25 protein-coding genes and 1 tRNA gene are annotated in these 21,882 nt (G+C 32.4%); 10 read left to right on the forward strand and 16 right to left on the reverse strand.

Features of this window, described 5'->3' with window-relative positions; all coding sequences use genetic code 11:
- Positions 1 to 82: 82 nt before the first annotated feature.
- The 6 genes from ASE40_RS14070 to ASE40_RS14095 all read right to left on the reverse strand — a co-directional run bounded on the left by ASE40_RS14070 (position 83) and on the right by ASE40_RS14095 (position 2,816).
- Positions 83 to 922, reverse strand: a complete 840-nt coding sequence (locus ASE40_RS14070; RefSeq protein WP_057117837.1) for a FecR family protein — start codon at positions 920 to 922, stop codon at positions 83 to 85.
- A gap of 11 nt (positions 923 to 933) precedes the next feature.
- A complete protein-coding gene (locus ASE40_RS14075) occupies positions 934 to 1,143 on the reverse strand; it encodes a hypothetical protein (protein WP_057117728.1) in 210 nt (69 codons plus the stop codon).
- Between the two features lie 46 nt (positions 1,144 to 1,189).
- Positions 1,190 to 1,714 carry an RNA polymerase sigma factor gene (locus ASE40_RS14080; protein WP_057117729.1) on the reverse strand — a complete coding sequence of 175 codons (525 nt, stop codon included), beginning with the start codon at positions 1,712 to 1,714 and terminating at the stop codon, positions 1,190 to 1,192.
- A 212-nt stretch (positions 1,715 to 1,926) separates the two neighbouring features.
- On the reverse strand, positions 1,927 to 2,184 hold the full coding sequence (locus ASE40_RS14085; RefSeq protein WP_057117730.1) for a hypothetical protein: 258 nt from the start codon (positions 2,182 to 2,184) through the stop codon (positions 1,927 to 1,929).
- 71 nt (positions 2,185 to 2,255) lie between these two features.
- The gene (locus tag ASE40_RS14090) at positions 2,256 to 2,666 is read right to left on the reverse strand and encodes an ACT domain-containing protein (RefSeq protein WP_057117731.1); all 411 of its coding nucleotides are present in this window, start codon (positions 2,664 to 2,666) and stop codon (positions 2,256 to 2,258) included.
- A gap of 76 nt (positions 2,667 to 2,742) precedes the next feature.
- Positions 2,743 to 2,816, reverse strand: a tRNA-Met gene (locus tag ASE40_RS14095).
- A 150-nt stretch (positions 2,817 to 2,966) separates the two neighbouring features.
- Here ASE40_RS14095 and ASE40_RS14100 point away from each other — a divergent pair.
- The gene (locus tag ASE40_RS14100; protein WP_057117732.1) at positions 2,967 to 3,359 is read left to right on the forward strand and encodes an START-like domain-containing protein; all 393 of its coding nucleotides are present in this window, start codon (positions 2,967 to 2,969) and stop codon (positions 3,357 to 3,359) included.
- Positions 3,360 to 3,413: 54 nt separating this feature from the next.
- A complete protein-coding gene (locus ASE40_RS14105) occupies positions 3,414 to 4,253 on the forward strand; it encodes an aminotransferase class IV (protein ID WP_057117733.1) in 840 nt (279 codons plus the stop codon).
- Here ASE40_RS14105 and ASE40_RS14110 read toward each other — a convergent pair.
- The 7 genes from ASE40_RS14110 to ASE40_RS14140 all read right to left on the reverse strand — a co-directional run bounded on the left by ASE40_RS14110 (position 4,250) and on the right by ASE40_RS14140 (position 10,736).
- Positions 4,250 to 4,810: a YqgE/AlgH family protein gene (locus tag ASE40_RS14110; RefSeq protein ID WP_057117838.1), complete on the reverse strand. Its 561-nt coding sequence runs from the start codon at positions 4,808 to 4,810 to the stop codon at positions 4,250 to 4,252. The two genes, ASE40_RS14105 and ASE40_RS14110, sit on opposite strands and share 4 nt — an antisense overlap.
- Before the next feature lie 128 nt (positions 4,811 to 4,938).
- Positions 4,939 to 5,211 carry an HU family DNA-binding protein gene (locus tag ASE40_RS14115; protein ID WP_008464760.1) on the reverse strand — a complete coding sequence of 91 codons (273 nt, stop codon included), beginning with the start codon at positions 5,209 to 5,211 and terminating at the stop codon, positions 4,939 to 4,941.
- A gap of 180 nt (positions 5,212 to 5,391) precedes the next feature.
- Complete coding sequence (gene fmt, locus ASE40_RS14120; protein ID WP_057117734.1) at positions 5,392 to 6,339, reverse strand: methionyl-tRNA formyltransferase; 948 nt, start codon at positions 6,337 to 6,339, stop codon at positions 5,392 to 5,394.
- On the reverse strand, positions 6,339 to 8,234 hold the full coding sequence (locus ASE40_RS14125) for an ATP-dependent DNA helicase RecQ (protein ID WP_057117735.1): 1,896 nt from the start codon (positions 8,232 to 8,234) through the stop codon (positions 6,339 to 6,341). The genes fmt and ASE40_RS14125 overlap by 1 nt, the downstream gene beginning before the upstream one ends.
- 64 nt (positions 8,235 to 8,298) lie before the next feature.
- Positions 8,299 to 8,832 (reverse strand): AAA family ATPase, encoded by a 534-nt coding sequence (locus ASE40_RS14130; RefSeq protein ID WP_057117736.1) that lies wholly within the window; start codon positions 8,830 to 8,832, stop codon positions 8,299 to 8,301.
- Between the two features lie 347 nt (positions 8,833 to 9,179).
- Positions 9,180 to 9,803: a hypothetical protein gene (locus ASE40_RS14135; protein WP_057117737.1), complete on the reverse strand. Its 624-nt coding sequence runs from the start codon at positions 9,801 to 9,803 to the stop codon at positions 9,180 to 9,182.
- Positions 9,804 to 9,821: 18 nt separating this feature from the next.
- Entirely contained in the window at positions 9,822 to 10,736 is a 915-nt protein-coding gene (locus ASE40_RS14140; RefSeq protein ID WP_057117738.1) for an alpha/beta hydrolase family protein, read from the reverse strand.
- Between the two features lie 272 nt (positions 10,737 to 11,008).
- Here ASE40_RS14140 and ASE40_RS14145 point away from each other — a divergent pair, with 272 nt between their 5' ends.
- The 4 genes from ASE40_RS14145 to ASE40_RS14160 all read left to right on the forward strand — a co-directional run bounded on the left by ASE40_RS14145 (position 11,009) and on the right by ASE40_RS14160 (position 14,405).
- Positions 11,009 to 11,305 carry a DUF493 family protein gene (locus tag ASE40_RS14145; protein WP_026727611.1) on the forward strand — a complete coding sequence of 99 codons (297 nt, stop codon included), beginning with the start codon at positions 11,009 to 11,011 and terminating at the stop codon, positions 11,303 to 11,305.
- Positions 11,306 to 11,308: 3 nt separating this feature from the next.
- Complete coding sequence (locus ASE40_RS14150) at positions 11,309 to 12,028, forward strand: DUF4290 domain-containing protein (protein WP_057117739.1); 720 nt, start codon at positions 11,309 to 11,311, stop codon at positions 12,026 to 12,028.
- Between the two features lie 97 nt (positions 12,029 to 12,125).
- Positions 12,126 to 13,439: a UDP-N-acetylglucosamine 1-carboxyvinyltransferase gene (gene murA, locus ASE40_RS14155; protein WP_057117740.1), complete on the forward strand. Its 1,314-nt coding sequence runs from the start codon at positions 12,126 to 12,128 to the stop codon at positions 13,437 to 13,439.
- Between the two features lie 87 nt (positions 13,440 to 13,526).
- Positions 13,527 to 14,405 (forward strand): cation diffusion facilitator family transporter, encoded by an 879-nt coding sequence (locus tag ASE40_RS14160; RefSeq protein WP_057117741.1) that lies wholly within the window; start codon positions 13,527 to 13,529, stop codon positions 14,403 to 14,405.
- A gap of 296 nt (positions 14,406 to 14,701) precedes the next feature.
- Here ASE40_RS14160 and ASE40_RS14165 read toward each other — a convergent pair whose 3' ends face one another.
- The 3 genes from ASE40_RS14165 to ASE40_RS14175 form a co-directional block, all read right to left on the reverse strand.
- Positions 14,702 to 17,188, reverse strand: coding sequence for a DUF5686 and carboxypeptidase regulatory-like domain-containing protein (locus ASE40_RS14165; protein WP_057117742.1), 2,487 nt, complete (start codon positions 17,186 to 17,188; stop codon positions 14,702 to 14,704).
- 155 nt (positions 17,189 to 17,343) lie between these two features.
- Positions 17,344 to 17,757: a type II 3-dehydroquinate dehydratase gene (gene aroQ / locus ASE40_RS14170; protein ID WP_057117743.1), complete on the reverse strand. Its 414-nt coding sequence runs from the start codon at positions 17,755 to 17,757 to the stop codon at positions 17,344 to 17,346.
- Between the two features lie 124 nt (positions 17,758 to 17,881).
- Complete coding sequence (locus ASE40_RS14175) at positions 17,882 to 18,442, reverse strand: porin family protein (RefSeq protein WP_057117744.1); 561 nt, start codon at positions 18,440 to 18,442, stop codon at positions 17,882 to 17,884.
- A gap of 284 nt (positions 18,443 to 18,726) precedes the next feature.
- On the opposite strand from ASE40_RS14175, the gene ASE40_RS14180 reads away from it, so the two are divergent.
- The 4 genes from ASE40_RS14180 to xerD all read left to right on the forward strand — a co-directional run bounded on the left by ASE40_RS14180 (position 18,727) and on the right by xerD (position 21,860).
- Positions 18,727 to 19,326, forward strand: coding sequence for an outer membrane beta-barrel protein (locus ASE40_RS14180; protein WP_057117745.1), 600 nt, complete (start codon positions 18,727 to 18,729; stop codon positions 19,324 to 19,326).
- A gap of 219 nt (positions 19,327 to 19,545) precedes the next feature.
- Positions 19,546 to 20,163: a porin family protein gene (locus tag ASE40_RS14185; RefSeq protein WP_057117746.1), complete on the forward strand. Its 618-nt coding sequence runs from the start codon at positions 19,546 to 19,548 to the stop codon at positions 20,161 to 20,163.
- 143 nt (positions 20,164 to 20,306) lie between these two features.
- Positions 20,307 to 20,882, forward strand: a complete 576-nt coding sequence (locus ASE40_RS14190) for a porin family protein (protein WP_057117747.1) — start codon at positions 20,307 to 20,309, stop codon at positions 20,880 to 20,882.
- 81 nt (positions 20,883 to 20,963) lie between these two features.
- The gene (gene xerD / locus ASE40_RS14195; RefSeq protein WP_057117748.1) at positions 20,964 to 21,860 is read left to right on the forward strand and encodes a site-specific tyrosine recombinase XerD; all 897 of its coding nucleotides are present in this window, start codon (positions 20,964 to 20,966) and stop codon (positions 21,858 to 21,860) included.
- The last annotated feature ends 22 nt before the right edge of the window (positions 21,861 to 21,882 follow it).

Below are 21,882 nucleotides of genomic sequence, written 5' to 3' on the forward strand. Positions count from 1 at the left end.
ATATTATTAAATGGAATAACTTCGTGTTATCCTGACTAAGAGGAGGATGTGTAGTTTCGCGGCTTACATCCTTTTTCGTTTATTATTGAAAAGTAATCTGTTTTAGATCTTCATTTATTTCAAAGTTTAGGTTATACATTTCTGCTATTAATTGTACAATTGTATTTAAATCTTCTTTTTTGTTGATTCGAATGGTAATTTTTTGATTAGAATATTCGTGGGGAATATTTACTTTATACCCATAATTTTCTTCAATATAAGTTCCTACAGCGGTTAATTTAGAATTGTCAAAATCTATGAAACGACTAAACTCGGCAACTGCAGCAATATGATTTCCGTAAGTAAATTTCTCGCCAGGTTTTAGAATCCATTTTTGGTTTTCACCGTTTACATTCATCTGGACACTTCCTTCATACAATTCAACCGTTACTTCTTTTTGATTCGATTCTTTCACTATAAAAGAAGTTCCTAAAACCGTTGTTGTCGTTTCGTTACAAAAAACCTGAAAAGGATGCTGTTTGTCTTTTTTAACTTTAAAATAAGCTTCACCATCAATTTCAATTTTTCTGTTTAAAGCAAAATTGTCTCCATAAGAAATTTTAGAATTCGGACTTAATTCTACTTTTGAATTATCTGGTAAGACTACATATTTTATTTTCTGCGTAGTATTCTCAATTACATTTCCTGCCAGAACAGCTGTTTCTGTTACAGAGTCATTATTAAAATAAATTCCAGTTCCGATAAGAACAAAAAGTAAAACAGATGCCGCTGCATAATAGCGCCAAGGTTTAATCTTTCGTTTTTTAGGAAAAGCTTTTGCTTGAAATTCTTCCCAAGAAGCTTCTTTTGTGCTTTCTGAATGAGAAGCAGGAGTTTCATTCCATAACTTTTTAAACTCTTCGTCTAAATTTTCCTTGTCCATTTTTTTTGGTGTTAGAGTTTTTGGCAATAAAATCCTTGTTTATTAAAAACACCATAAACCATTTCCTTAATGTCTCTGTTGGTTTCGATTCTTAGAATTCTTTCGCGATTTTTGAAATCAAAATATATAATACAATCGGAAATAATGAACTGCAAAAGCACCACAATTAAACTGGCATCTTTTTTAGTTCTAACATTTGTTTTATACGCTTCAATGTGCATTTTTTGTTCTTGTTTTTATATATAACAAACGAGAACAGAAAAGTTCCTAATGGTTTTCGATTTTTTTTCGAATAAATTTACTGGCGAGATAAATATGATTGGCAATGGTCTTTTCAGAAAGATCCGTGATTGCTGCAATCTCCTTATAGCTAAGGTTTTCCAGTTTGTGTAAAGTAAATATTTTTTGTTGCTGCTCCGGAAGCTGATTGATGAAGTTTTGTAGTTTTTCTTGTCTTTCTTCAAAAATTCCAGAATCGGAATCTTGTTCTTCCAAGATATCAGCTTGAAAAGTGTCAAGCTGAACTATTTTATTTTCTCTGTTAATGTGATTGAGAATAATGTTTTTGCAGATAGTGTACAATTGCTTGTCCAATAGAATATCTTCATTGAGCAGTTCTCTTTTATTGTAGAGTCGTAAAAAACTTTCTTGAACAAAGTCCTCGGGAGTAAGAACTGTCAGATTAAAACGTTTGGCAATGTTTATCAGTTTATCGTAGTAAGTGAAGTAAACCTCTTTAAAAGCGGCTTCATTCCCTTTTTTCAAACTAAGAATAAACTTTTTATTGTCCATAACGAAAATATCGCGACTTGTTTAACTAATAACAACTCATTGGTCTTACTATTATTGCATTCAAAAAACACGAATTTGATATCAAGAATGTAATAAGTTACAAAGAACCGTAATTTAATTTTATATTTTGACGCTGTTATTGGAAAATGTTACAGAAAATCGAGTTCTTTTTTATTTCTAATAAAAAGTATTGGCAGCAAGTTATTGATTACTTATTTCTCACCATCAATATCTTCGACAGCAGAAATTTGGTCCAGTATATTGGTCTGGTTAGGCGAAATGTAGTTTTTTACTTCAGCGGGAGTTTCTTTCTTAAAAAGAAGATCCAATGCATTGTAAAGTTTTAATAAAACATCTTTGTCTTCTTTTGCAATATCTAAGGCAGTATTAAAATTAAAAACATAATTATTCGAATTGCGTACTTCTACTTTGATTGTTTTAGATGTGATCTTAAATTTTACTATGTCCATATGTTATAAAATTACCTCTGCAAAATAACTATTTTAATAGCAGTTTTTATGGTTATTTTTTGATTTTTTAATTACAAAGAATTTTTATTTTTTTGTTTTAATTTTAGCAATACTTCCATTGCTTTTAGAGCGTCATTTTTATCAATAAATATATGGTCGTGTAAATAGGCAGCAACTACATTGCAGCTAATATTGGCATTTCCTAGTGCCTGAGAAAATGCAGCGGTCAAACCTACAGCAGCTAAAGAAGAATGAACTTCTAAAGTAATCCAAGAAGCGATGTAGGAGAAAGTAAGATTAAGCTCTTCTGCAAAACGCTTTTCTAGGACAACAGTAATTCCTTCTTTCTCTTTAAATAGAAACAAAATTTTTGAAAAGGCGATATGGTCTATAGAATCTACTTTTGTAAAAACATATTCTCCTGCATTAAGAACAGGATTAAGATTCTCTAGAATAGTGTTTAAATTTATTTCGCCTTCCATAAAATTAAGACTCTTTTTTTTTATAAAATAATAAAAAACCCTTAAACATTTCTGTTTAAGGGTTTTGCCTTTTTTGTAGCGAGGACGGGAGTTGAACCCGTGACCTCAGGGTTATGAATCCTGCGCTCTAACCAACTGAGCTACCTCGCCTGGACTGCTATCATGAATTCCTGATTGCGGGTGCAAAGATAGAAATAATATTAAAGCGTACAAGAATATTTTGAAGAAAAAAAAATATTTTTAAAAACGCATTGTTTTTGGACATATATTCTTATATTTCGAAAAAATTAAAAGTAGCACATGGATTCAAAAATACGTTACGAAATCGAGTTTCCGATCAATTCTTCGCCGCAATTATTGTATCAATATATATCAACTCCGTCAGGTTTATCAGAATGGTTTGCTGACAATGTTAATTCAAGAGGTGAATTTTTTACTTTCATCTGGAATGATTCGCAGGAAAAAGCACGCTTGGCTTCAAAAAAAACAGGAGAAAAAGTTAAGTTTAAATGGGTAGATGAGAGCAGTAAGGATACTGAATACTTTTTCGAACTTCATATTTTAGTCGATGAATTGACTAAAGACGTATCGCTTATGGTAGTTGATTTTGCTGATAAAGAAGAAATTGGCGAAGCTAAACAATTGTGGGAGAATCAAATCTCAGATCTAAAACATCTTATAGGATCTGTTTAGTAAAAGTCTATTTTATACCTTATATTTGCCCTGAACAAAATTCAGGGTTTTTTTATGATTAATTTTAACGGAAATATAGCGCAGGAAGATAGTAATATATTAACTCAAAACCGCGCTTTTCTATACGGTGACGGCATTTTTGAAACAGTAAAAATAATCAATGGAAAAATCTTGTTTCTTGAAGATCATTACTTTAGGTTGATGGCTTCAATGCGCGTGGTTAGAATGATGATTCCAATGAATTTTACAATGGAATATTTTGAAGAGCAAATCCTTAATTTAGTAAAAGAGCAAGGTATTTCCTCTTCGGCTAGAGCAAGAATAACTGTTTTTAGAAATGACGGAGGTTTATATCTTCCAAAAACCAATGAAATTTCTTTTTTAATCAAAGCAGCGCCACTTGAAAACACTTCCTACGCAGTTAATACAAACGAATACGAAGTAGATTTATATAAAGATTTTTATGTAACGAAACAATTATTATCGTCTCTTAAAACGACTAATAAGATGATTCATATTACGGGAAGTATTTATGCCCACGAAAATGATCTTGCTAATTGCCTTTTGCTAAATGACAGTAAAAATGTGGTAGAAGCACTTCAAGGGAATATTTTTATGGTAACAGGAAAAAAACTAATAACGCCTCCAGTTTCAGAAGGTGCTTTAAACGGAATAATGCGTAAACAAATTTTGGCATTAGCCAAGAAAGTAGAAGGCATAGAAGTTTCTGAGGAAATAATTTCACCGTTTGATCTTCAAAAAGCAGATGAATTATTCCTGACAAATGTAATCATGGGAATACAGCCGATAACCAAATATCGAAAAAAGGAGTTTAAAACTAATCTGGCTCATTTATTAGTGCAGAAATTAAATGAATCCATTTCTGAAAATTAATTCAGATATGGATTTTCCGGTGCATTAGACCAAATAAGGTAGTCGCCTCCAAGTTCAATAATCTGCTCTTTCCAAAAATGGGTAGTAGATTTACCGATAATTTTATTCTTGTAATTATTATCAGCAATAATCCAAGAGTTTCCCTGCATCTCATTTTCAAGCTGATTTTCGTCCCAGCCGGTATAGCCTAAGAAAAAACGAATATTATTTTTACTAATAGATCCGTCATTTATTAAGTCTTTGGTTGACTCAAAATCACCTCCCCAATAAATTCCATTAGAAATCTCAACACTGTTTGGGATTAATTCTGGAATATTATGAATGAAATAAAGGTTGTCTTGCTCTACAGGGCCTCCGTTATATATCTTGAAGTTGGCTTCAATTTCAGGTATTAAATCATTAATAGTATATTTTAATGGTTTATTAATGATAAAACCTATTGATCCTTCTTTGTTATGGTCTGCTAATAAAATTACCGATCTGTTAAATGATAAATCTCCAATTATTGAAGGCTCGGCAATAAGCAGGTGTCCTTTTTTTAATTTTTCTGAAATCATACGGTTACAATTTTTATTAAATTTAATCATAAAAAAATTAAAATCACAAAAAAAATCGTTAAACCGCATAAAAAAACCTTCCACAAGGAAGGTTTTAATTATATTATAAGTTTAGAGAACTTTCTTACTTAGTTCACTGCACCTTCTAATTCAGCACCAGCTTTGAATTTTACAACATTTTTAGCTGCGATCTTGATAGTTTTTCCTGTTTGAGGGTTTCTACCGTCTCTAGCAGCTCTTGAAGATACTGACCATGATCCAAAACCTACTAATGAAACTCTTCCACCTTTTTTCAAAGTAGTTCCTACATTACCTAAAAAAGACTCTAAAGCTAATTTCGCCGCAGCTTTTGTGATTCCTGCATCAGCAGCGATAGCATCGATTAATTCTGATTTGTTCATAATAATTAGTTATTAATTGTTGGTTAAAAAAAATTGTTAATACACAAATTTAGTAGGAAATCCGTTGCGTGCAAGTGTTTTCTTTAATTTTAGCAAAAATTGTTGATAACTTGCTTTTTTTGTTCATAAAGAGTGTTGTTTATCGATCAAAAACAGGTGCAAACCCCTGTTTTACTGACCTTAATACACTTTTGCAACATCTGAAAAACTGACTCCATTTAATATCTCTGAAGCTAGCATTCTCTTTTTTCCTGGAAATTGTAGACTTAATAACTGAATAAAGCCATCTTTTATTGCAATCTTGATTTCTTTTTTAGTACTAATTAATTTTCCAACCTCGTAAGAATGGGCTTCCGAAATCAATTTTGCCTCATATATTTTAATGTTCAGTTCTTCATTTTGGTCTTTTAAAAAACACCAAGAAGCAGGATACGGGCTCAAGCCTCGAATTAGATTATTGATTTCTGCTCCAGATTTTGTCCAATCTATTTTGCAGTTTTCTTTATTCAATTTATAAGCAGTTTTGATTTCTGCATTATCTTCTTGAATAGTAGTAGTTACATTTCCGTTTTCAATAACTTTCAAAGTATCAATTACGGTAGAACTTCCTAAATGCATTAATCTATCGTGCAATTGTCCGGCATTTTCTTCTGGTTCAATTGCGATTTCAGAATTTAAAATCATGGCGCCAGTATCAATTTTGTCATCAATAAAGAAAGTTGTAACACCAGTTTTAGTTTCTCCATTAATAATCGCCCAGTTAATAGGAGCAGCACCACGATAATTTGGAAGTAAGGAAGCGTGAAGATTAAATGTTCCTAAGCTTGGCATTTCCCAAACTACTTTTGGCAGCATTCTAAACGCAACTACAATTTGTAAATTGGCATTTAAAGCTTTCAATTCTGCTAAGAAATTTTCGTCTTTTAAATTAGTTGGCTGTAATAAGTTCAAATTGTTGGCAAGCGCATATTCTTTTACAGCCGAATATTTTATTTTTTGTCCGCGTCCTGCTGGTTTATCTGCAGCTGTTATTACGCCGACAACATCATAGTTGTTTTTTATAATGGTATCCAAAATGCCTACAGCAAATTCTGGAGTTCCCATAAATATAATTCTCAATTTCTCCATTATGATTTTAAAGTGTATTTATTATTCGCTTGTATGATAATATGATTGTTTTCGAGTAATTCCTGAAGAGCCGAAATAATGTCTTTGGTGTCCATTTTTATTTGGTTTTCAATTTCTCTCGAAGTCAAAGAAGCAGTTTTGAGTAAAGATAGAATCTTATCAGCAATCGAATCGGCTTCTGTTATTTTTCCTTTTTGGGTAATGCAGTACGAGCAAATACCGCAGTTTTCATTCGTTTCTTCACCAAAATAATCCAAAACCAATCTGTTTTTACAGGTTTTAGAATCTTTTATATAATGCAAAACAGACAAAAGCTGTTCTTTTTTAACTTGATTTTGCTTCTCTAAATATTTCGAAACTCTATTTATAGTATGATCGTCTTCGCGGACTTCATTAAATAATATAGTAGCGTCGTTGTTTTTAGACTTGTATTCTATAATTTCTTTTTCTTTTAATTTTTCTAAAAGTGCTGTAACCTGCTCTTCAGAGCGATTCGATTTTTTAGCAATCAATCCCAGATTCAGGTTTGTTTTTACCTCATATACTCCTGGATAAGTTCGCAAAATTGCCAATATAATTTCCTCGTCATTAGGATTCAAACTCATGTATCGAATAACTTCTTTGGATTCAATCAAAAACTGAATATTGATTTTTTCCGAGAATTCCTGAGACATGGTAATAATTCCCTGCTGATTCAAAAATTGTAAAGCATTGTATGTTTTAAGGGTAGGGAAGTCGTACTTATTACAAAAATGATTCAGTTTAAACGAAAAAGAATCATCTAAACCTTCTCCGTAAGCAATTTGAAAATAGTTGCAAAGTTTGACATACATTGTTTTTAGAAACTTCTTGTCGGGAAGAATGCTTAAAAACTGCTGCTCCGTTTGTGTTGCATCAGAATTATTGTAGAGTAAAACCGAAAAAGCTTTTTCGCCATTTCGTCCCGCTCTTCCAGATTCTTGGTAATAATTTTCTAAATTTTCTGGAAGCTGGGTATGTATAACGGTTTTAACATTGTCTTTGTCAATTCCCATTCCAAAAGCATTTGTAGCCACGATAACCTGTGCTTGCTCCGACATCCACAACTGCATGTTTTTGTCTTTTTCTTTAGACGAAAGTCCGCCGTGATAATACGTCGCCGTAAAACCTAAAGATTGCAATTGCGAAGAAATATTCAAACAAGACTTTCGGTTTCGGACATATATTATAGAAGGCTGCGGATTTTTTTTCAGAATTTGTTCCGTGCGGTATAATTTATCTTCGACTTCAAAAACCATGTAAGCAATATTTTTTCGCTCAAAAGATTGTTGAAAATGTCTCGGATTTTTTAATTCTAACTGCGTTCTAATATCTTCAATAACCCTAGGAGTTGCTGTCGCCGTTAAAGCTAAAAAAGGAATCTTCGGAAAGAATTTCTTCAATTCCGAGATTTTAAGATAGGCGGGTCTAAAATCATGTCCCCATTGCGAAACACAATGTGCCTCGTCAATAGCGATTAAATTTATAGGAAGATTTTTAATTCGCTCCAAAATCCAATCCGACTGTAAACGCTCTGGCGAAAGATAAAGGAATTTATAATTACCAAACTGGCAGTTGTCCAAAAGATCTATGATTTCTTCTGTATGGATACCTCCTGTAAGAGCAATCGCTTTAATTTCCCGCTTCTGCAAATTCATTACCTGATCTTTCATCAATGCAATAAGAGGAGAAATTACCAAGCAGATTCCTTCCTGCATCATCGCGGGCACCTGAAAACAAATCGATTTTCCGCCACCCGTCGGAAGTACGGCAAAAGTATCCTGTCCTTCAAGAACCGAATCGATAATTTCTTTTTGCAACGGTCTAAAACTGTCGTGTTTCCAGTATTTTAGAAGAATATCCTGTGCTCCGAGCATTGCTTTAGTTTTAAAGTTAAAAATTCAGAAAACAGGTTCTAGTTTTACAGCTAAAAACGCGTCGCTAAATTTTATCTAAGATATAAAGAATTCTGTTTTCAACCGTATCTTTTGGAACTTCAATCAATTCGTAACCATATTTTTTATAGGTTTCAATAAGATGTTCCTGAATTTTAACCGCTTGTTCAAAATTTTCGTAACGCTCTGTATCGCTTTGGTAAATTTCTTCCCAAGGCGGCAAAATAAAAGTTTTAGAATATTTATAATCCTCACAAGCCTTTGTAAAACGCTCTGGATATTCATCTCCAATATAATCCATGTAGGCTACAACATCGGGAATTCCTCTGTCTATAAAAACTACATTATCAGGTTCTTCAAGAGCATTTTGGTATTGTTCGATGCGGCCTTCCAGAAGCATTTCGCTAAACAAAAGCGGTTGTTCTAAAAACAGTTGTTCGATACCTTCCTGCTGCGCTTTCATGGTCACCTGTCTAGAGATTTCAGGATAGCAGCAAAAGCCACGAGCTACCAATTCGTTAATAAGTGTTGATTTTCCTGTACCAGGACCGCCAAGTAAGACTATGATTTCTTTTTGCACTATTCTAAAAATAAAGCGCAAATTTACCTAAACTTATTCGTAATTAAAAAGAATATTTATCAGAAACGAAAGATTTGATATTTTGATAAACAAAAGTTCTTATTTTTAAAGTCCCGATAGGTACGATATATTTATAGAAAAAATATACACGATAAATATAAAGCTCCAGCGGAGCGACATAATTTAAATAGTTTATATGTCGCTCCGCTGGAGCTTTTGATTGGTGGGAAAATTGAATTTTCTATACATGTTTTGCTCCGCTGGAGCAATTTTGGAATAAATTAAATTGATTTATGAATTGCCGTTGGTTTTAACCAACGAATTTAAAGGCTTTTTATATTTTGGCTTTAGCCAAATATTTGCCACCATTTTCTTTTGACTTTAGGAAGAACGACTCTTTGGTTGTCTTCAATTTGTTTTCCATTAAAATCGAGAACATATTCGTTCGATTCAAAATCAATTAGACGTATTTTATCACTTTCAATATTAAAAGGGTTTTTGCCTTCAAGATTTACCCAGATATCTCTTCCTCCGAAGCGCCAAACTATTTCTCCTTCTTTTGTAATTCTAAATATTTCTACCTCGCCATAAATAATAAAATCCTTTTCTAATTTGTAAATACCAAAGTTTGTGGCAAAATCAAATTCTTTATGCCAGACAATTTCAAGTGAAGGAATTTGTAAACAATATAATGTATTACAAACGCGAATCCATATTTTTTTATCTTCAATAATAAATGAATTCTCATAAATTCCGGTTGCTCCTCCAGTTGCGCATATTATTGCGCTTGAAATTTCTGCTTCATTTTTTTTAATAACAATTGCATGCTTGCTGGTTGAGTAAAAATTTTTCTCTTGATATTTTCCTTCGAAATAAACTTTTTGATAATGAAATGAATTTTCTGGTGAATTCAAAGTGTAATTTTGGTCGTCAAAAACTTCTATTTCAAAATTATTATAATCAATTTTCATATTTTGGTTTAAAATTAATTACTCACAAAACAAATACTTCCCAGAACCTTTTCCTTTTTTAGAAGGAACAATCAAATGCGATTGAAACTTTTTACCGTTTAAAACATCATTCACAAAATCAAGAACATACTGCTGTCCTTCATGGAAAAGATAACCGGAGAATTCATGTCCGCCCCCGCAAAAAGTAATTAGTTCAACATCTTTATGTAAATCCTGCATATGATTGTAAACGGCATAAGAACCAAAAAGAATCAGCCAGCCCGAAGCATTTGTCGGGCAAGAGCGATGCGAACCAGCATTATACGGAACTGTATCGTCATTACTTCCATGCGCTAATAACATCGGAATTGCTTTTTCTTTCGTAATCAAATTGATGTCCTGAATAGCTCCCGAACCTCCAATAAAACCTTTGTATTTAAAATTTTCAGGCAGATTGTTTTTATACAAATTCATTAATTTATAATCCCAGAACGAAGCATGAAAACCAATTTCTGCACCCGCGCTGATTCCAGAAATAAATATTTTAGAATTATCCAGATTGTATTTGTCTGCATTTTCGATTAGATATGAAGTTGCCTGCCACATATCGCTCACGCCAATCTGGATTGCTTTTATTTTTTCGGTTAAAGTTCCTTTGCATCCAAAATCTTTTCCTTTCATATATAAACTGTACGAAATGCTAGCAACGGCATAACCATTTTGTGCCATAAATTTCCCGAACTCTTTTTCGCTTGTGCGTTCTCCTCCAGAAAATCCGCCGCCAAAAGCGAATAGGATCAACGGAATTTTTTCATTAGATTTTTTCTTCGGCAGATATAAATCTAAGTCTAGCTTTAAAGTATCGTTCTGGAAATAAGTCAGCGTTTTGACTTCTTGCGCTTGGCTATTGTAAAAAGTACAGATTGTAAAAAGTAAAAAGATAATTTTTTTCATTGTAAGGTATTTTAATTTTGCAAAGTCGAAGAATTGCGAAATATTTCAAATATAAAGTTTTGTCAAGAATTTTGCGAATTTTTGCGAATTTAAATTGTAAAAGCAGTCAAAAACTAGTGCGATTTAATCAAGAGATTTGCAATAATATAATTAGTGTAAATTAGTGAATTTGGTGGCGAAAAAACAGCTGTCTTTACAATAGAAAAAATCTAAAATCTAAAATCTATTATCTGAAATCAAAAACGTATATTTGCGTTTATTTTTAATTACGAATGGAGAACGATAAAGAAAAAAATACCGCCGAATTTTACGAAAGATTAAAATTAGAGCTAGATAACGCAAACACTTGGCCAGCAGAATATTTGTATAAATTTATTGTGCCATCTGTTGCGGATAATGTGGAGCGAGTTGAAAAAGCTTTTGATAGAATGGGAGCGGTTATTAAAACAACAAAATCTAAAACGGGTAAATTTACCAGCGTTTCTGTAGATGTTACTATGAACAGTTCAGATGATGTGATTAGTAAATACAAAGAAGTTTCTACAATAGAAGGTATAGTTTCATTATAACTTATGGTCGAAAAATATAAAAAAGAAGTCGCAAATGACGTTGTTTTTAACTTAGAATATAATTCTGAAAGACAGCGTTTGATTATTCCGGAATATGGTCGTCATTTACAAAAATTGATCGATCAGGCTACCGCAATAGAAGATGATGAAACACGCAATAAAGCGGCGAAATATATCATTCAGGTTATGGGAAGTTTGAATCCGCATTTGCGCGATGTACCAGATTTTCAGCATAAACTTTGGGATCAGCTTTTCATAATGTCTGATTTTAAATTGAATGTGGAATCGCCATATCCAATTCCGTCAAGAGAAGTTTTGGAGCTAAAACCAGATGTGTTGCAATATCCGCAGAACTTTCCAAAATACAGATTTTATGGTAACAATATCAAATACATGATCGATGTTGCTAATAAATGGGAAGATGGAGAAATGAAAAATGCATTGGTTATGGTAATTGCCAACCACATGAAAAAATCTTTTTTAAGCTGGAACAAAGACACTGTGAAAGATGATGTGATTTTTGAGCATTTATATGAATTGTCTGGTGGAAAAATAAACTTGCTTCACAGCACAGAAGAATTGTTGAACACAACAGATTTAATGCGTACCAACAAACGCATGTCTAATAAAACAGCATCTGTTGGACAGCCAAAAATTCAAAACAACAAAAACAATAAAGGAGGCCAAAAAAAAACATTTCAAAAAAACAATAATCAAAAATAGAAGAAGTTGCTAAGATACTAAGCGTCTAAGTTGCTAAGATTTTAGCTAAACCTTAGAACCTCAGAATCTCAGAACCTTAGAACCTTAAAAAAAATCTATGGGAATTTTTAAAATCGAAGGAGGAACTCCTTTAAAAGGAGAAATCACTCCGCAAGGAGCAAAAAACGAGGCATTACAAATTTTATGTGCCGTGCTTCTAACGGGGGATAAAGTAAAAATTAATAATATTCCCGATATTATTGACATCAATAAATTAATCACTTTATTGGGTAATTTAGGGGTTAAAATTCAACGTAACGAACCAGGTTCTATCACATTTCAAGCTGATGAAGTTAATGTTGGATATTTAGAAACCGAAGCTTTCAAAAAAGAAGGTGGAGCACTTCGTGGTTCTATTATGATTGTTGGACCACTTTTGGCTCGTTTCGGAAAAGGTTATATTCCAAAACCAGGAGGAGATAAAATTGGCCGTCGTAGATTAGATACACACTTTGAAGGTTTTATTAACCTTGGAGCAAAATTCAGATATAACAGAGAAGATCATTTTTACGGAGTAGAAACTCCAGAAGGAGGACTTCAGGGAACAGATATGCTTTTAGACGAGGCTTCTGTAACCGGAACGGCAAACATTGTAATGGCTGCTGTTTTAGCAAAAGGACAAACTACAGTTTACAATGCTGCCTGCGAACCCTATTTACAGCAGTTATGTAAAATGCTAAACTCTATGGGAGCAAAAATCACTGGAGTTGGTTCTAACTTATTAACTATTGAAGGTGTTGAAAGTCTTGGAGGATGCGAACACACTATTCTTCCGGATATGATCGAAATTGGTTCTTGGATTGGTCTTGCGGCTATGACAAAAAGTGAAATCACGATCAAAAATGTAAGCTGGGAAAATTTAGGTTTGATTCCGAATACATTTAGAAAATTAGGAATTACAATTGAAAAACGTAACGACGATATTTACATTCCAGCTCACAAAGATGGCTATGAAGTAAAAACAGATATCGACGGTTCTATTTTAACAATTGCAGATGCACCTTGGCCAGGATTTACGCCTGACTTATTAAGTATCGTTTTGGTTGTGGCAACTCAGGCAAAAGGAGATGTTTTAATTCACCAAAAAATGTTTGAAAGCCGTTTGTTCTTTGTGGACAAATTAATCGATATGGGAGCAAAAATCATGTTATGTGACCCGCATAGAGCTGTGGTTATGGGGCATAATTTTGAATCTCAATTGAAAGCAACAACTATGTCATCTCCTGATATTCGTGCGGGAATTTCATTATTGATTGCGGCGCTTTCTGCAAAAGGAACAAGTACGATTCAAAATATAGAACAAATTGACCGTGGATACGAGCGTATCGACGAGCGTTTAAGAGCAATCGGTGCAAAAATCGTGAGAGCTTAAAAAGAAAGTTAGCCGCAAATTCACGAATTTAAATCTTCAAAAGATTATCAAAATATTCTTGAATTAGCGGCGAAAAAAATAGTCTAAATGACAAATGAACAAAAAGCTATAAAAGCTACTCTATTTAGTATAGCTGGAAATACCTGCCTGGCCCTAGTAAAAGGTCTCGCAGGTTTTTTTGGCAATTCATACGCCTTGATTGCAGATGCCATCGAATCGACTACGGATATATTTTCCTCTTGTCTGGTGTTATTCGGAATCAAATATTCTAATAAACCGGCAGATGAAAATCATCCTTACGGTCACGGTCGTGCAGAACCTTTAATTACATTTTTGGTTGTTGGATTTTTAATTACTTCGGCAACAATTATTGGTTATGAAAGTATTGCCAATATTGGCACTTCACACGATTTACCTAAATCTTGGACATTATATGTTTTAGGAGCCATTATTGTGTGGAAAGAATATTCTTTTCGTTTGGTAATGAAACGAAGCAGACAAACCAATAGTTCGTCATTGGCTGCTGATGCTTGGCATCATAGAAGTGACGCTATAACTTCTGTAGCCGCGTTTATCGGAATTTCGATTGCGCTTATTATGGGAAAAGGCTACGAATCTGCAGATGATTGGGCAGCACTTTTTGCGGCGTTTTTTATTCTGTATAACAGTTATAAAATTTTCAGACCTGCGCTTGGCGAAATCATGGATGAAAACCTAAATGATGATTTAGTAGAAGAGATTCGTGTAGTATCTTTGACAGTTCCCGGCATCTTGGGAACAGAAAAGTGTTTTATTCGTAAAGCAGGAATGCGCTATCACGTAGATTTGCACGCAATAGTTTCAGCTGCAATTTCAGTAAAAGAAGGACATGATTTATCACACCAATTACAAGATACATTAAAGGAGCAAATTCCACAGTTAGGAAATGTTTTAATCCATATAGAGCCAGATGATTATCATTGTTAAAAGGTTCAAAGTTGCAGAGGCGCAAAGGTTCAAAGGTTTTGCTTCTAAGATAAAATTTTAAAAATCCGTTTATTCTGTAAAAGAGTCAATGGATTTTTTTATGCGCGTTACCTTCGGCCGGGCTATCCGCTATATCTTTTTGTTTTAAAAAAAAAACAAAAAGGATATCGCTCCTATCCCTAACGCAATCTCTGGTAGTAATAAATTTTTTGTAATAAAATAGTTGTCGGTTCAAACGTCCCGCGAAATTCTCAAAGTAAATACCTTTGTACCTCTGAACCTTTGCAGCTTTGCACCTAATCTAAAACATTCAAAATCTTCAATCCAAACACAACACCATTTTGTTGAATGCCTCCTTGATAAGAATGTACGTAATCCACTCTAAATAATTTAAATTTACCGAAACCTAAATTATCCAAACCAACAGTGAATTCCGTATAAGGTTTTCGATCTGGAATCGCCAGTGAGTGAAAACCAATATTCATCGTAGATTTTAACAGATTTAGTAATGGAATCTTATTCATAATAAATCCTGTGTCATTGTGCTCTAGATGCATTTCAAAATAACTGTCATTTGTGCTATTGGCGTAGTATGGCATTAAATTAAAAACATTTAAGTAGCGGCCGCTTTTACCGATATGAGTTTGGTTTCCGTTGAAATGTCTGTAATCTATAAAAGAAATATTTTCGGCATTAAAGAATTTCCCAGCTCTAAAATTAGTGCCTAAAAGACCTTTATTTCCAAGTCGTAAATCATATTGTACAGAAGCGCCGATTCTTTCAAATTCGTATTTCTTTTCGCTTGCAGCAAAAGCTTTTTCGAAACCTAAAACTACAGTCGGATATTTATCATCTTTAAAATTATATCTTCCGTCAGGTCTTGAAATATATTTATTTCCAAAGTTAATTCTGGCATTGAGACCAACTTTAAACAAATTATGCTGTTCAAATGGCGCCGTAGTAAAATCATTTGGTGCAAGAGGATTGTTTGAAGAATATAGATCATCCCTTTTAAAGAAAGAATAATCAGTTGTATTGAAAAGAGGTTTTCGCTGTTCATAAGCCACTTTTGCAAACAGATTAACGCCATTTAAAACGTCTTGCGAATAATTTACCTGTGCATATTCTAAGTTATACAACTTCATATAATTGTCTTTAAAAAATAAAGAACTTATAGAATTGACCAATTTAGTAATAGGTTCCGCACTGTTAAACTGCGCAACTTTTGTTCCTCCCGTAACTCCCAATGTTGCATAATTTATATTGTTGAATTTATGACTAAATTGTCCAACAACTCTAAATCGCTGATCTGAAAAACCATAATTAAAAGTGGTACCAAGAGAGGTTGTTTTTCCTTCTTCTTCATTTTCTTTTTTAAATGAAAAACCAGAATCCAAATTAAATCCCTGAACGGTATTAAAACTCAAAGAGGAAATATTCAGTAAACCTTGATAATTGAAAGAATATTTTTTGAACGTATTTTTATAGTCATAGCCCATTAAAATATCCCAAACTTTAAACTTATTATTTTTAGCATCAGTAGAATCCGTATATTTTTTTGATTTTCGAATTACTAAGAGGCTGTCTTTTTTACTATAATCAGTGCTTTCTTCAATAGTTAACGGAATTGGTCTGATTTCGTTCCAGAATGCGTCATCTTTTTTATTGGCATTTGCTTCAAAAGAAACAATTTCATTTCCAAAAGTTTTCTTCTCGAAAGAAGATGGAAATTCATAATTAGAATAAACATAATTGAAGTTCCCAGAAAATTTTACTCCAAAAATACCCGCATTAAACGAAAGTGTCTGTGCATTTTTAGACCAGATTTTATTTTTTACATTATAGCTGAAACTCTGTTTTAGATTCATTACTTCGGTAAACTCATTTTTCATGCGATAGCCTTTAATTTCTAGGTTTATAGCATAAATAGCAAAACTGTCATCAACAATACAAATGTAACCCTCAAACACAGGTTCTTTGTCGCGTTTTGGAGTCACTTTAATTTTATAAATCTGCTGTTTATTGTCGTCGTAAAAACTACTTTCGAGTTTGTATTTGTAGTAATTAAAAGCATTGTCTGCAATAGGAGAAATCATTTTAACATCAAAGTCGAGTGTATTATCATAAAAATCGTAAGTTGATAAAGCAGCAGTATTGTAGCTGTATCCACGATTGTTTCCTGAAATTTTCGAAGCTATAATTCTCTCCTTTAACTTCTCAGGTTTTTCAAAAGTAATTTTAGAAACAGTTTCAGATAAATATAAAATTCCTGTTCCGGTAGAATCTAAATTGGATGCCATGTCCTCACCAAGATCAACTTTTTGACCTAAGATTTTTTTAGGAAGATCTTTAACCTTAAACATTCCTTTAGAATAAAAGTCGGCTGTATATCTTCCTGTTTTATCGGAGTTTTCTTTTTTGTTGGTAATTGCACTTTTTATAATGGCATTTGCGGGATTGTTTTTAGGATCAATCACAACTTCATTTAGAGAGAAGCTTTCTTCCTCCATTTTTATATCTAAAGTTGTATTTGAATCTGGAGAAATTGTGATTTTCTGTGTTTTAAAACCTAAATACTGAAAGACAATTCGGTTTTTACCAATTTCTTTAACCTGCAATTGGTATTTGCCTTGTTCATTCGAAGTGGTTCCTCGATAAGTCCCTTCTTCAAAAATAGAAACAAACGGGAGTGGATTTCCCTTTTCATCGGTTACAGTTCCTTTGATTTGGGCAAAATTGGAAATTGAAAAAATTAAAAAGGCAAATAATGTAAAGTTTTTCATGTAAGTGGTTTCTCTTACAAAAATAAAATAACTTGAAAATGAGCTTATTAATAATATGTTAAATTAAAGAGATTCAATTTTGTTTGCACTGTCAGGCTGAGCGGAGTCGAAACCAGTTTCCTATACCATACTGTGGTGATGATGTTTAGTTTAAATTATAAAAACGACTGAATTGCCAACTCATAACTTTTCAAGCCAAAACCTAAAATAACACCTTTAGCATTTCCAGATAAATAAGATTGATGTCTGAAACTTTCGCGAGCATAAGTATTAGAAATATGAACTTCGATTACAGGAGTTGTCACAGCTTTCATGGCATCCCCTAAACCAATTGAGGTATGAGTGTAAGCGCCCGCATTTAAAATAATTCCGTCGTATGTAAAACCGCATTCTTGAATTTTTCCAATCAATTCTCCTTCAATATTACTTTGGTAATATGAAAGTTCAATATTTGGAAACTTTTGTTGCAGCGTCTCAAAATAATCTTCAAAAGTCTGGCTTCCGTAAACTTCTGGTTCGCGTTTTCCTAAAAGATTCAAATTGGGTCCGTTGATAATGCAGATTTTCATATTTATTTTTTTGTGTAATTATGTGTTGACATTGCCATTGATTTGCCATTGCCATTGAACTTTGTAAAAATAAAAAAACCGCTCCAATTAATAGAGCGGTTTTTATAAAAGTATGTGATATATTTTAGAACATGTATCCAGCTGAAAGTTGGAATACAGAGTTTTTAAAATCAGCTTCTTCTGAAATCTCAGTCAAACCTATTCCGTAGCGAGCTTGAACAAAAAGACCTCCAACAACTTTTAATCCTAAACCTGCGTTAAGAGAAAAGTCAAATGTTTTTGGATCTGCAACGTCAAATTCCTTTTTATTAGATACAAGGAATGAAGCTTGCGGGCCAAGTTCTAAACTAAGTGATTTAGTCATGTAGATTTTCGCCATTACAGGAATAGCGATATATCCCATTTCGTTTTTAAATTCTGAAACAGCATTTTTATAGGTAGCACCTTGTGTAGTGTACAAAAGCTCTGGCTGAATTGAGAATTTTTCTAATAATTTAAGTTCTGCTACAAGACCTGCATGGTAACTTGTAATACCTTCTTTGTCAACAGAAATTCCATCAAAGTCAGAACCTCCAGTTTGGTTCGCAAAGTTAACCCCTGCTTTAACCCCGATTTGTACAAATTGAGCGTTGATTGTAGCTGATGTTGCAATGAACAAAACAGCCGCTAAAAGTATTTTTTTCATAAAAAATGTTTTTAAAGTTTGGTATTTTAAACGTTATTTAAAATTCAAAACTACATATTTAGCATTTTATTGCCTTATATTTTGGATTAAATAATTAATAAAATTCCCACCGAAACTCATTTTTCTTAACAAAAAAACATTGAAAAGTCTTTTAGATACTTGATTATCAGATTTCTATTTAGTCCTTTTTTTCTGTCTTATTCTGTTACTTTTTAAACTTATTGTGGATTAGATTTTGTAAGTCTAATCTTAGTTTTGTGTTTTGTAATTAAAAAATATAAAACATGAAAAAATTAATTTTAGCTGCTATTGCAGTAATGGGATTTAGCGCTGCTAATGCACAAGATTCTGGGTCATATGGATTTTCTAAAGGAAACATTCTTTTAGAAGGTAATTTAGGTTTTTCAACAAACAATGACAAAAACACAGATGTTAAAACTAATTCTTTTGAATTTAATCCAAAGGCTGGTTATTTTTTAACAGATAAATTTGCTCTTGGACTTGATTTAGGGATTGGTTCTGATAAGAAAAAAGTAGCTGGAACAGATGCTGATAAAAACTCAAATTTCAATGTTGGAGTTTTTGGACGTTATTATTTCCTAGATCTTGGTCAAAGATTTAAAACTTATGCGGAAGCTGGTGTTGGATTAAATACCGGAAAAGAGGGTGAAGCTAAATATTCAGGAGTTGGAATTAATGCAGGATTGGGAATCAATTATTTTGTATCTAACAGTTTTGCGATTAATTTTGGATTAACTGATATTTTGGATTATGGTACTAATAAGTATAAAGGAGGTAAAGCGGTTTCTGATTTTAATGCAAATTTAAATGTTTTCAACAACTTCTTCAGTACTGCTACATTTGGTTTGACATACAAATTCTAATAAAAAATAATAAGTTAGTTTTTTTAAAGCCTTTCTCATTTTGAGAGAGGCTTTTTTTATCTAATAAAGCTTCATATTAATTCAGGAAGTAGTTTATTGTTTAATAAGTTTATTAAATCCTTTTTCTGTCTTATTTTACTGTTTTTTAAGCTTATTGAGGATTGTCTTTTTGTAAGGCTGACCTTATTTTTGGTTTTTGTAATTAAAATATGTAAAAACATGAAAAAGATTATTTTAACTGCTATTGCAATAATGGCATTTGGATTTGTGAATGCGCAAAAATTTGGAGTTAAAGGAGGAGCTAATTTATCAACTTTAATAGGGAATATTGAAAATGAAACTCCAAAGTTTGGTTTCAATTTAGGAGGTTTTGTTGAATTTAAGATTGGAAATAAATTTTTTATTCAACCAGAACTCTTGTATTCTACTCAAGGAGGGAAATATGAACAATCTAGTGTTGATTATTTGTATAAACAAGAAATTAAGTCAAGTTACCTTAATGTGCCAGTAATGTTTAAGTATTATGTTATGGAAAAATTAAGTGTCGAGGCTGGACCTCAAGTCGGTTTTTTATTAACGGCTAAAGGTAAGTATGAAATAAAAAATGAAGTAGACTTTTTTTCTTCTGGATACAGAAGTGTTAAAGATATATATCAACCACAAAATATTGGTTTAAATATTGGAGCTGGTTATGATTTAACAAAAAATCTATCAGCTGGAATAAGATATCAATTAGGGATGTCGAATGAAGTTAGATATTATTCTAGTGTTGGAGATTTAAAACAAATAAGAATGCGTGATGACGTTCTTTCTGTTTCTGTTGGATACAAGTTCTAAAAAAGAATAATAAGTTAGTTTTTTAAGCCTTCCTTTTGGAAGGTTTTTTTTTTNAATACTATTTTATTTGTTAAATTCCAAATTAGTTTTTATGAAGAATATTTTTATATTTGATCATTAAAATTTAACCAAAACAAATTAAAATGAAGAAAATTATTTTAGCTGCTATAGCGGTAATGGCATTTGGATTTACGAATGCACAAGAAACAAGATTTGGGATAAAGGGAGGTGTTAACCTTTCTACTTTAACAGGCGAATATGAAGATGACACTAAATCATTAGTAGGTTTTACTGTTGGTGGTTTTGCTGAAATTAAGGTTATCGAACGACTAGCAATTCAACCTGAGCTTTTATATTCGGCTCAAGGTGCTAGATTTGAAGATGCTTTTGGAAAATATGATGCAAAACTTAATTATTTGAATATTCCTGTGCTTGCTAAGTTCTATATTACTAAGCAATTTACAGTTGAAGCTGGTCCTCAGATCGGTTTTTTATTGTCTGCTAAAATTGATGGAGAAGATGCAAAAGATTTTTATAAATCTGCTGATTTTGGATTTAATTTTGGAGCTGGTTATAATTTTACTGATAATTTTTCTGCTGGTATCAGATATACAGTTGGTCTTTCAGGGGTTTACGATAATGATAATGATGATCTTGAAGAATATATTGATAGCTCAAAAAACAGTAATTTATCGATTTATGCAGCTTATAAATTCTAATATTTCAAAATAAAAATATTTCAAAAACCTTCCTGATTCAGGAAGGTTTTTTTATGCAGAAAAATCACTTACTTTGTAAATATGAATTGGAGCAGATACATAAAAGATTATCAGTCGTATTTGAGGATAGAAAGAGGTTTGTCGAAAAATACAATTGAAAACTACGGATTTGATATTGAGCGGTTATGCCTTTTTTTAGAAACCAATCAAATTGATGTTTCTCCAATAAAAATTTCAGACGAAACATTACAGCAGTTTATATATTCTGTAGCAAAGGAAGTAAATCCGAGATCGCAGGCACGTATCATTTCGGGATTAAAAAGCTTCTTTAATTATCTTGTTTTTGAGGATTATCGAAATGATAATCCGTTAGAGTTAATTGAAGCGCCAAAGACTGGTCGTAAATTACCTGATACTTTATCACTTCAAGAAATCGATGCGCTTATTGAAACTATAGATTTGAGCAGTAATGAAGGTGAAAGAAATAGAGCAATGCTTGAAACTCTTTACGGATGCGGACTTAGGGTTTCTGAGTTGATCTCGCTTAAAATTTCTGATTTGTTTTTTGATGAAGGTTTTATTAAAATTACCGGGAAAGGAAATAAAGAAAGATTTGTTCCAATTGGTCCATTGACTCAAAAATATATTGATATTTATAAAAATGCTGTTCGTTCGAATTTAAATATTAAAAAAGGAGCAGAAGATACTTTGTTCTTGAATAGAAGAGGAAATCAATTGACTAGAGCTATGGTTTTTACAATTATTAAAGATCTAGCTCTGAAAATGGGATTAAAGAAAAATATCAGTCCGCATACATTACGTCATTCCTTTGCAACACATCTACTAGAAAACGGAGCAGATTTAAGATCTATTCAATTAATGCTGGGTCACGAATCAATCACAACAACAGAAATTTATGTTCATTTAGATCGCAGCTTTTTAAAAGAAGTGATGCATAGTTTTCATCCTAGAAAATAATTTTATCATTATTGCGTTTATT

Origin of the sequence: Flavobacterium sp. Root935 (genome assembly GCF_001429295.1) — a bacterium.
Lineage (GTDB): Bacteria > Bacteroidota > Bacteroidia > Flavobacteriales > Flavobacteriaceae > Flavobacterium.

Coding starts and splice junctions, on each gene's coding strand:
- ASE40_RS14070 (WP_057117837.1), bottom strand. CDS start 922: ATGGACAAGGAAAATTTAGACGAAGAGTTTAAAAAGTTATGGAATGAA.
- ASE40_RS14075 (WP_057117728.1), bottom strand. CDS start 1,143: ATGCACATTGAAGCGTATAAAACAAATGTTAGAACTAAAAAAGATGCC.
- ASE40_RS14080 (WP_057117729.1), bottom strand. CDS start 1,714: ATGGACAATAAAAAGTTTATTCTTAGTTTGAAAAAAGGGAATGAAGCC.
- ASE40_RS14085 (WP_057117730.1), bottom strand. CDS start 2,184: ATGGACATAGTAAAATTTAAGATCACATCTAAAACAATCAAAGTAGAA.
- ASE40_RS14090 (WP_057117731.1), bottom strand. CDS start 2,666: ATGGAAGGCGAAATAAATTTAAACACTATTCTAGAGAATCTTAATCCT.
- ASE40_RS14100 (WP_057117732.1), top strand. CDS start 2,967: ATGGATTCAAAAATACGTTACGAAATCGAGTTTCCGATCAATTCTTCG.
- ASE40_RS14105 (WP_057117733.1), top strand. CDS start 3,414: ATGATTAATTTTAACGGAAATATAGCGCAGGAAGATAGTAATATATTA.
- ASE40_RS14110 (WP_057117838.1), bottom strand. CDS start 4,810: ATGATTTCAGAAAAATTAAAAAAAGGACACCTGCTTATTGCCGAGCCT.
- ASE40_RS14115 (WP_008464760.1), bottom strand. CDS start 5,211: ATGAACAAATCAGAATTAATCGATGCTATCGCTGCTGATGCAGGAATC.
- fmt (WP_057117734.1), bottom strand. CDS start 6,339: ATGGAGAAATTGAGAATTATATTTATGGGAACTCCAGAATTTGCTGTA.
- ASE40_RS14125 (WP_057117735.1), bottom strand. CDS start 8,234: ATGCTCGGAGCACAGGATATTCTTCTAAAATACTGGAAACACGACAGT.
- ASE40_RS14135 (WP_057117737.1), bottom strand. CDS start 9,803: ATGAAAATTGATTATAATAATTTTGAAATAGAAGTTTTTGACGACCAA.
- ASE40_RS14140 (WP_057117738.1), bottom strand. CDS start 10,736: ATGAAAAAAATTATCTTTTTACTTTTTACAATCTGTACTTTTTACAAT.
- ASE40_RS14145 (WP_026727611.1), top strand. CDS start 11,009: ATGGAGAACGATAAAGAAAAAAATACCGCCGAATTTTACGAAAGATTA.
- ASE40_RS14150 (WP_057117739.1), top strand. CDS start 11,309: ATGGTCGAAAAATATAAAAAAGAAGTCGCAAATGACGTTGTTTTTAAC.
- murA (WP_057117740.1), top strand. CDS start 12,126: ATGGGAATTTTTAAAATCGAAGGAGGAACTCCTTTAAAAGGAGAAATC.
- ASE40_RS14160 (WP_057117741.1), top strand. CDS start 13,527: ATGACAAATGAACAAAAAGCTATAAAAGCTACTCTATTTAGTATAGCT.
- ASE40_RS14165 (WP_057117742.1), bottom strand. CDS start 17,188: ATGAAAAACTTTACATTATTTGCCTTTTTAATTTTTTCAATTTCCAAT.
- aroQ (WP_057117743.1), bottom strand. CDS start 17,757: ATGAAAATCTGCATTATCAACGGACCCAATTTGAATCTTTTAGGAAAA.
- ASE40_RS14175 (WP_057117744.1), bottom strand. CDS start 18,442: ATGAAAAAAATACTTTTAGCGGCTGTTTTGTTCATTGCAACATCAGCT.
- ASE40_RS14180 (WP_057117745.1), top strand. CDS start 18,727: ATGAAAAAATTAATTTTAGCTGCTATTGCAGTAATGGGATTTAGCGCT.
- ASE40_RS14185 (WP_057117746.1), top strand. CDS start 19,546: ATGAAAAAGATTATTTTAACTGCTATTGCAATAATGGCATTTGGATTT.
- ASE40_RS14190 (WP_057117747.1), top strand. CDS start 20,307: ATGAAGAAAATTATTTTAGCTGCTATAGCGGTAATGGCATTTGGATTT.
- xerD (WP_057117748.1), top strand. CDS start 20,964: ATGAATTGGAGCAGATACATAAAAGATTATCAGTCGTATTTGAGGATA.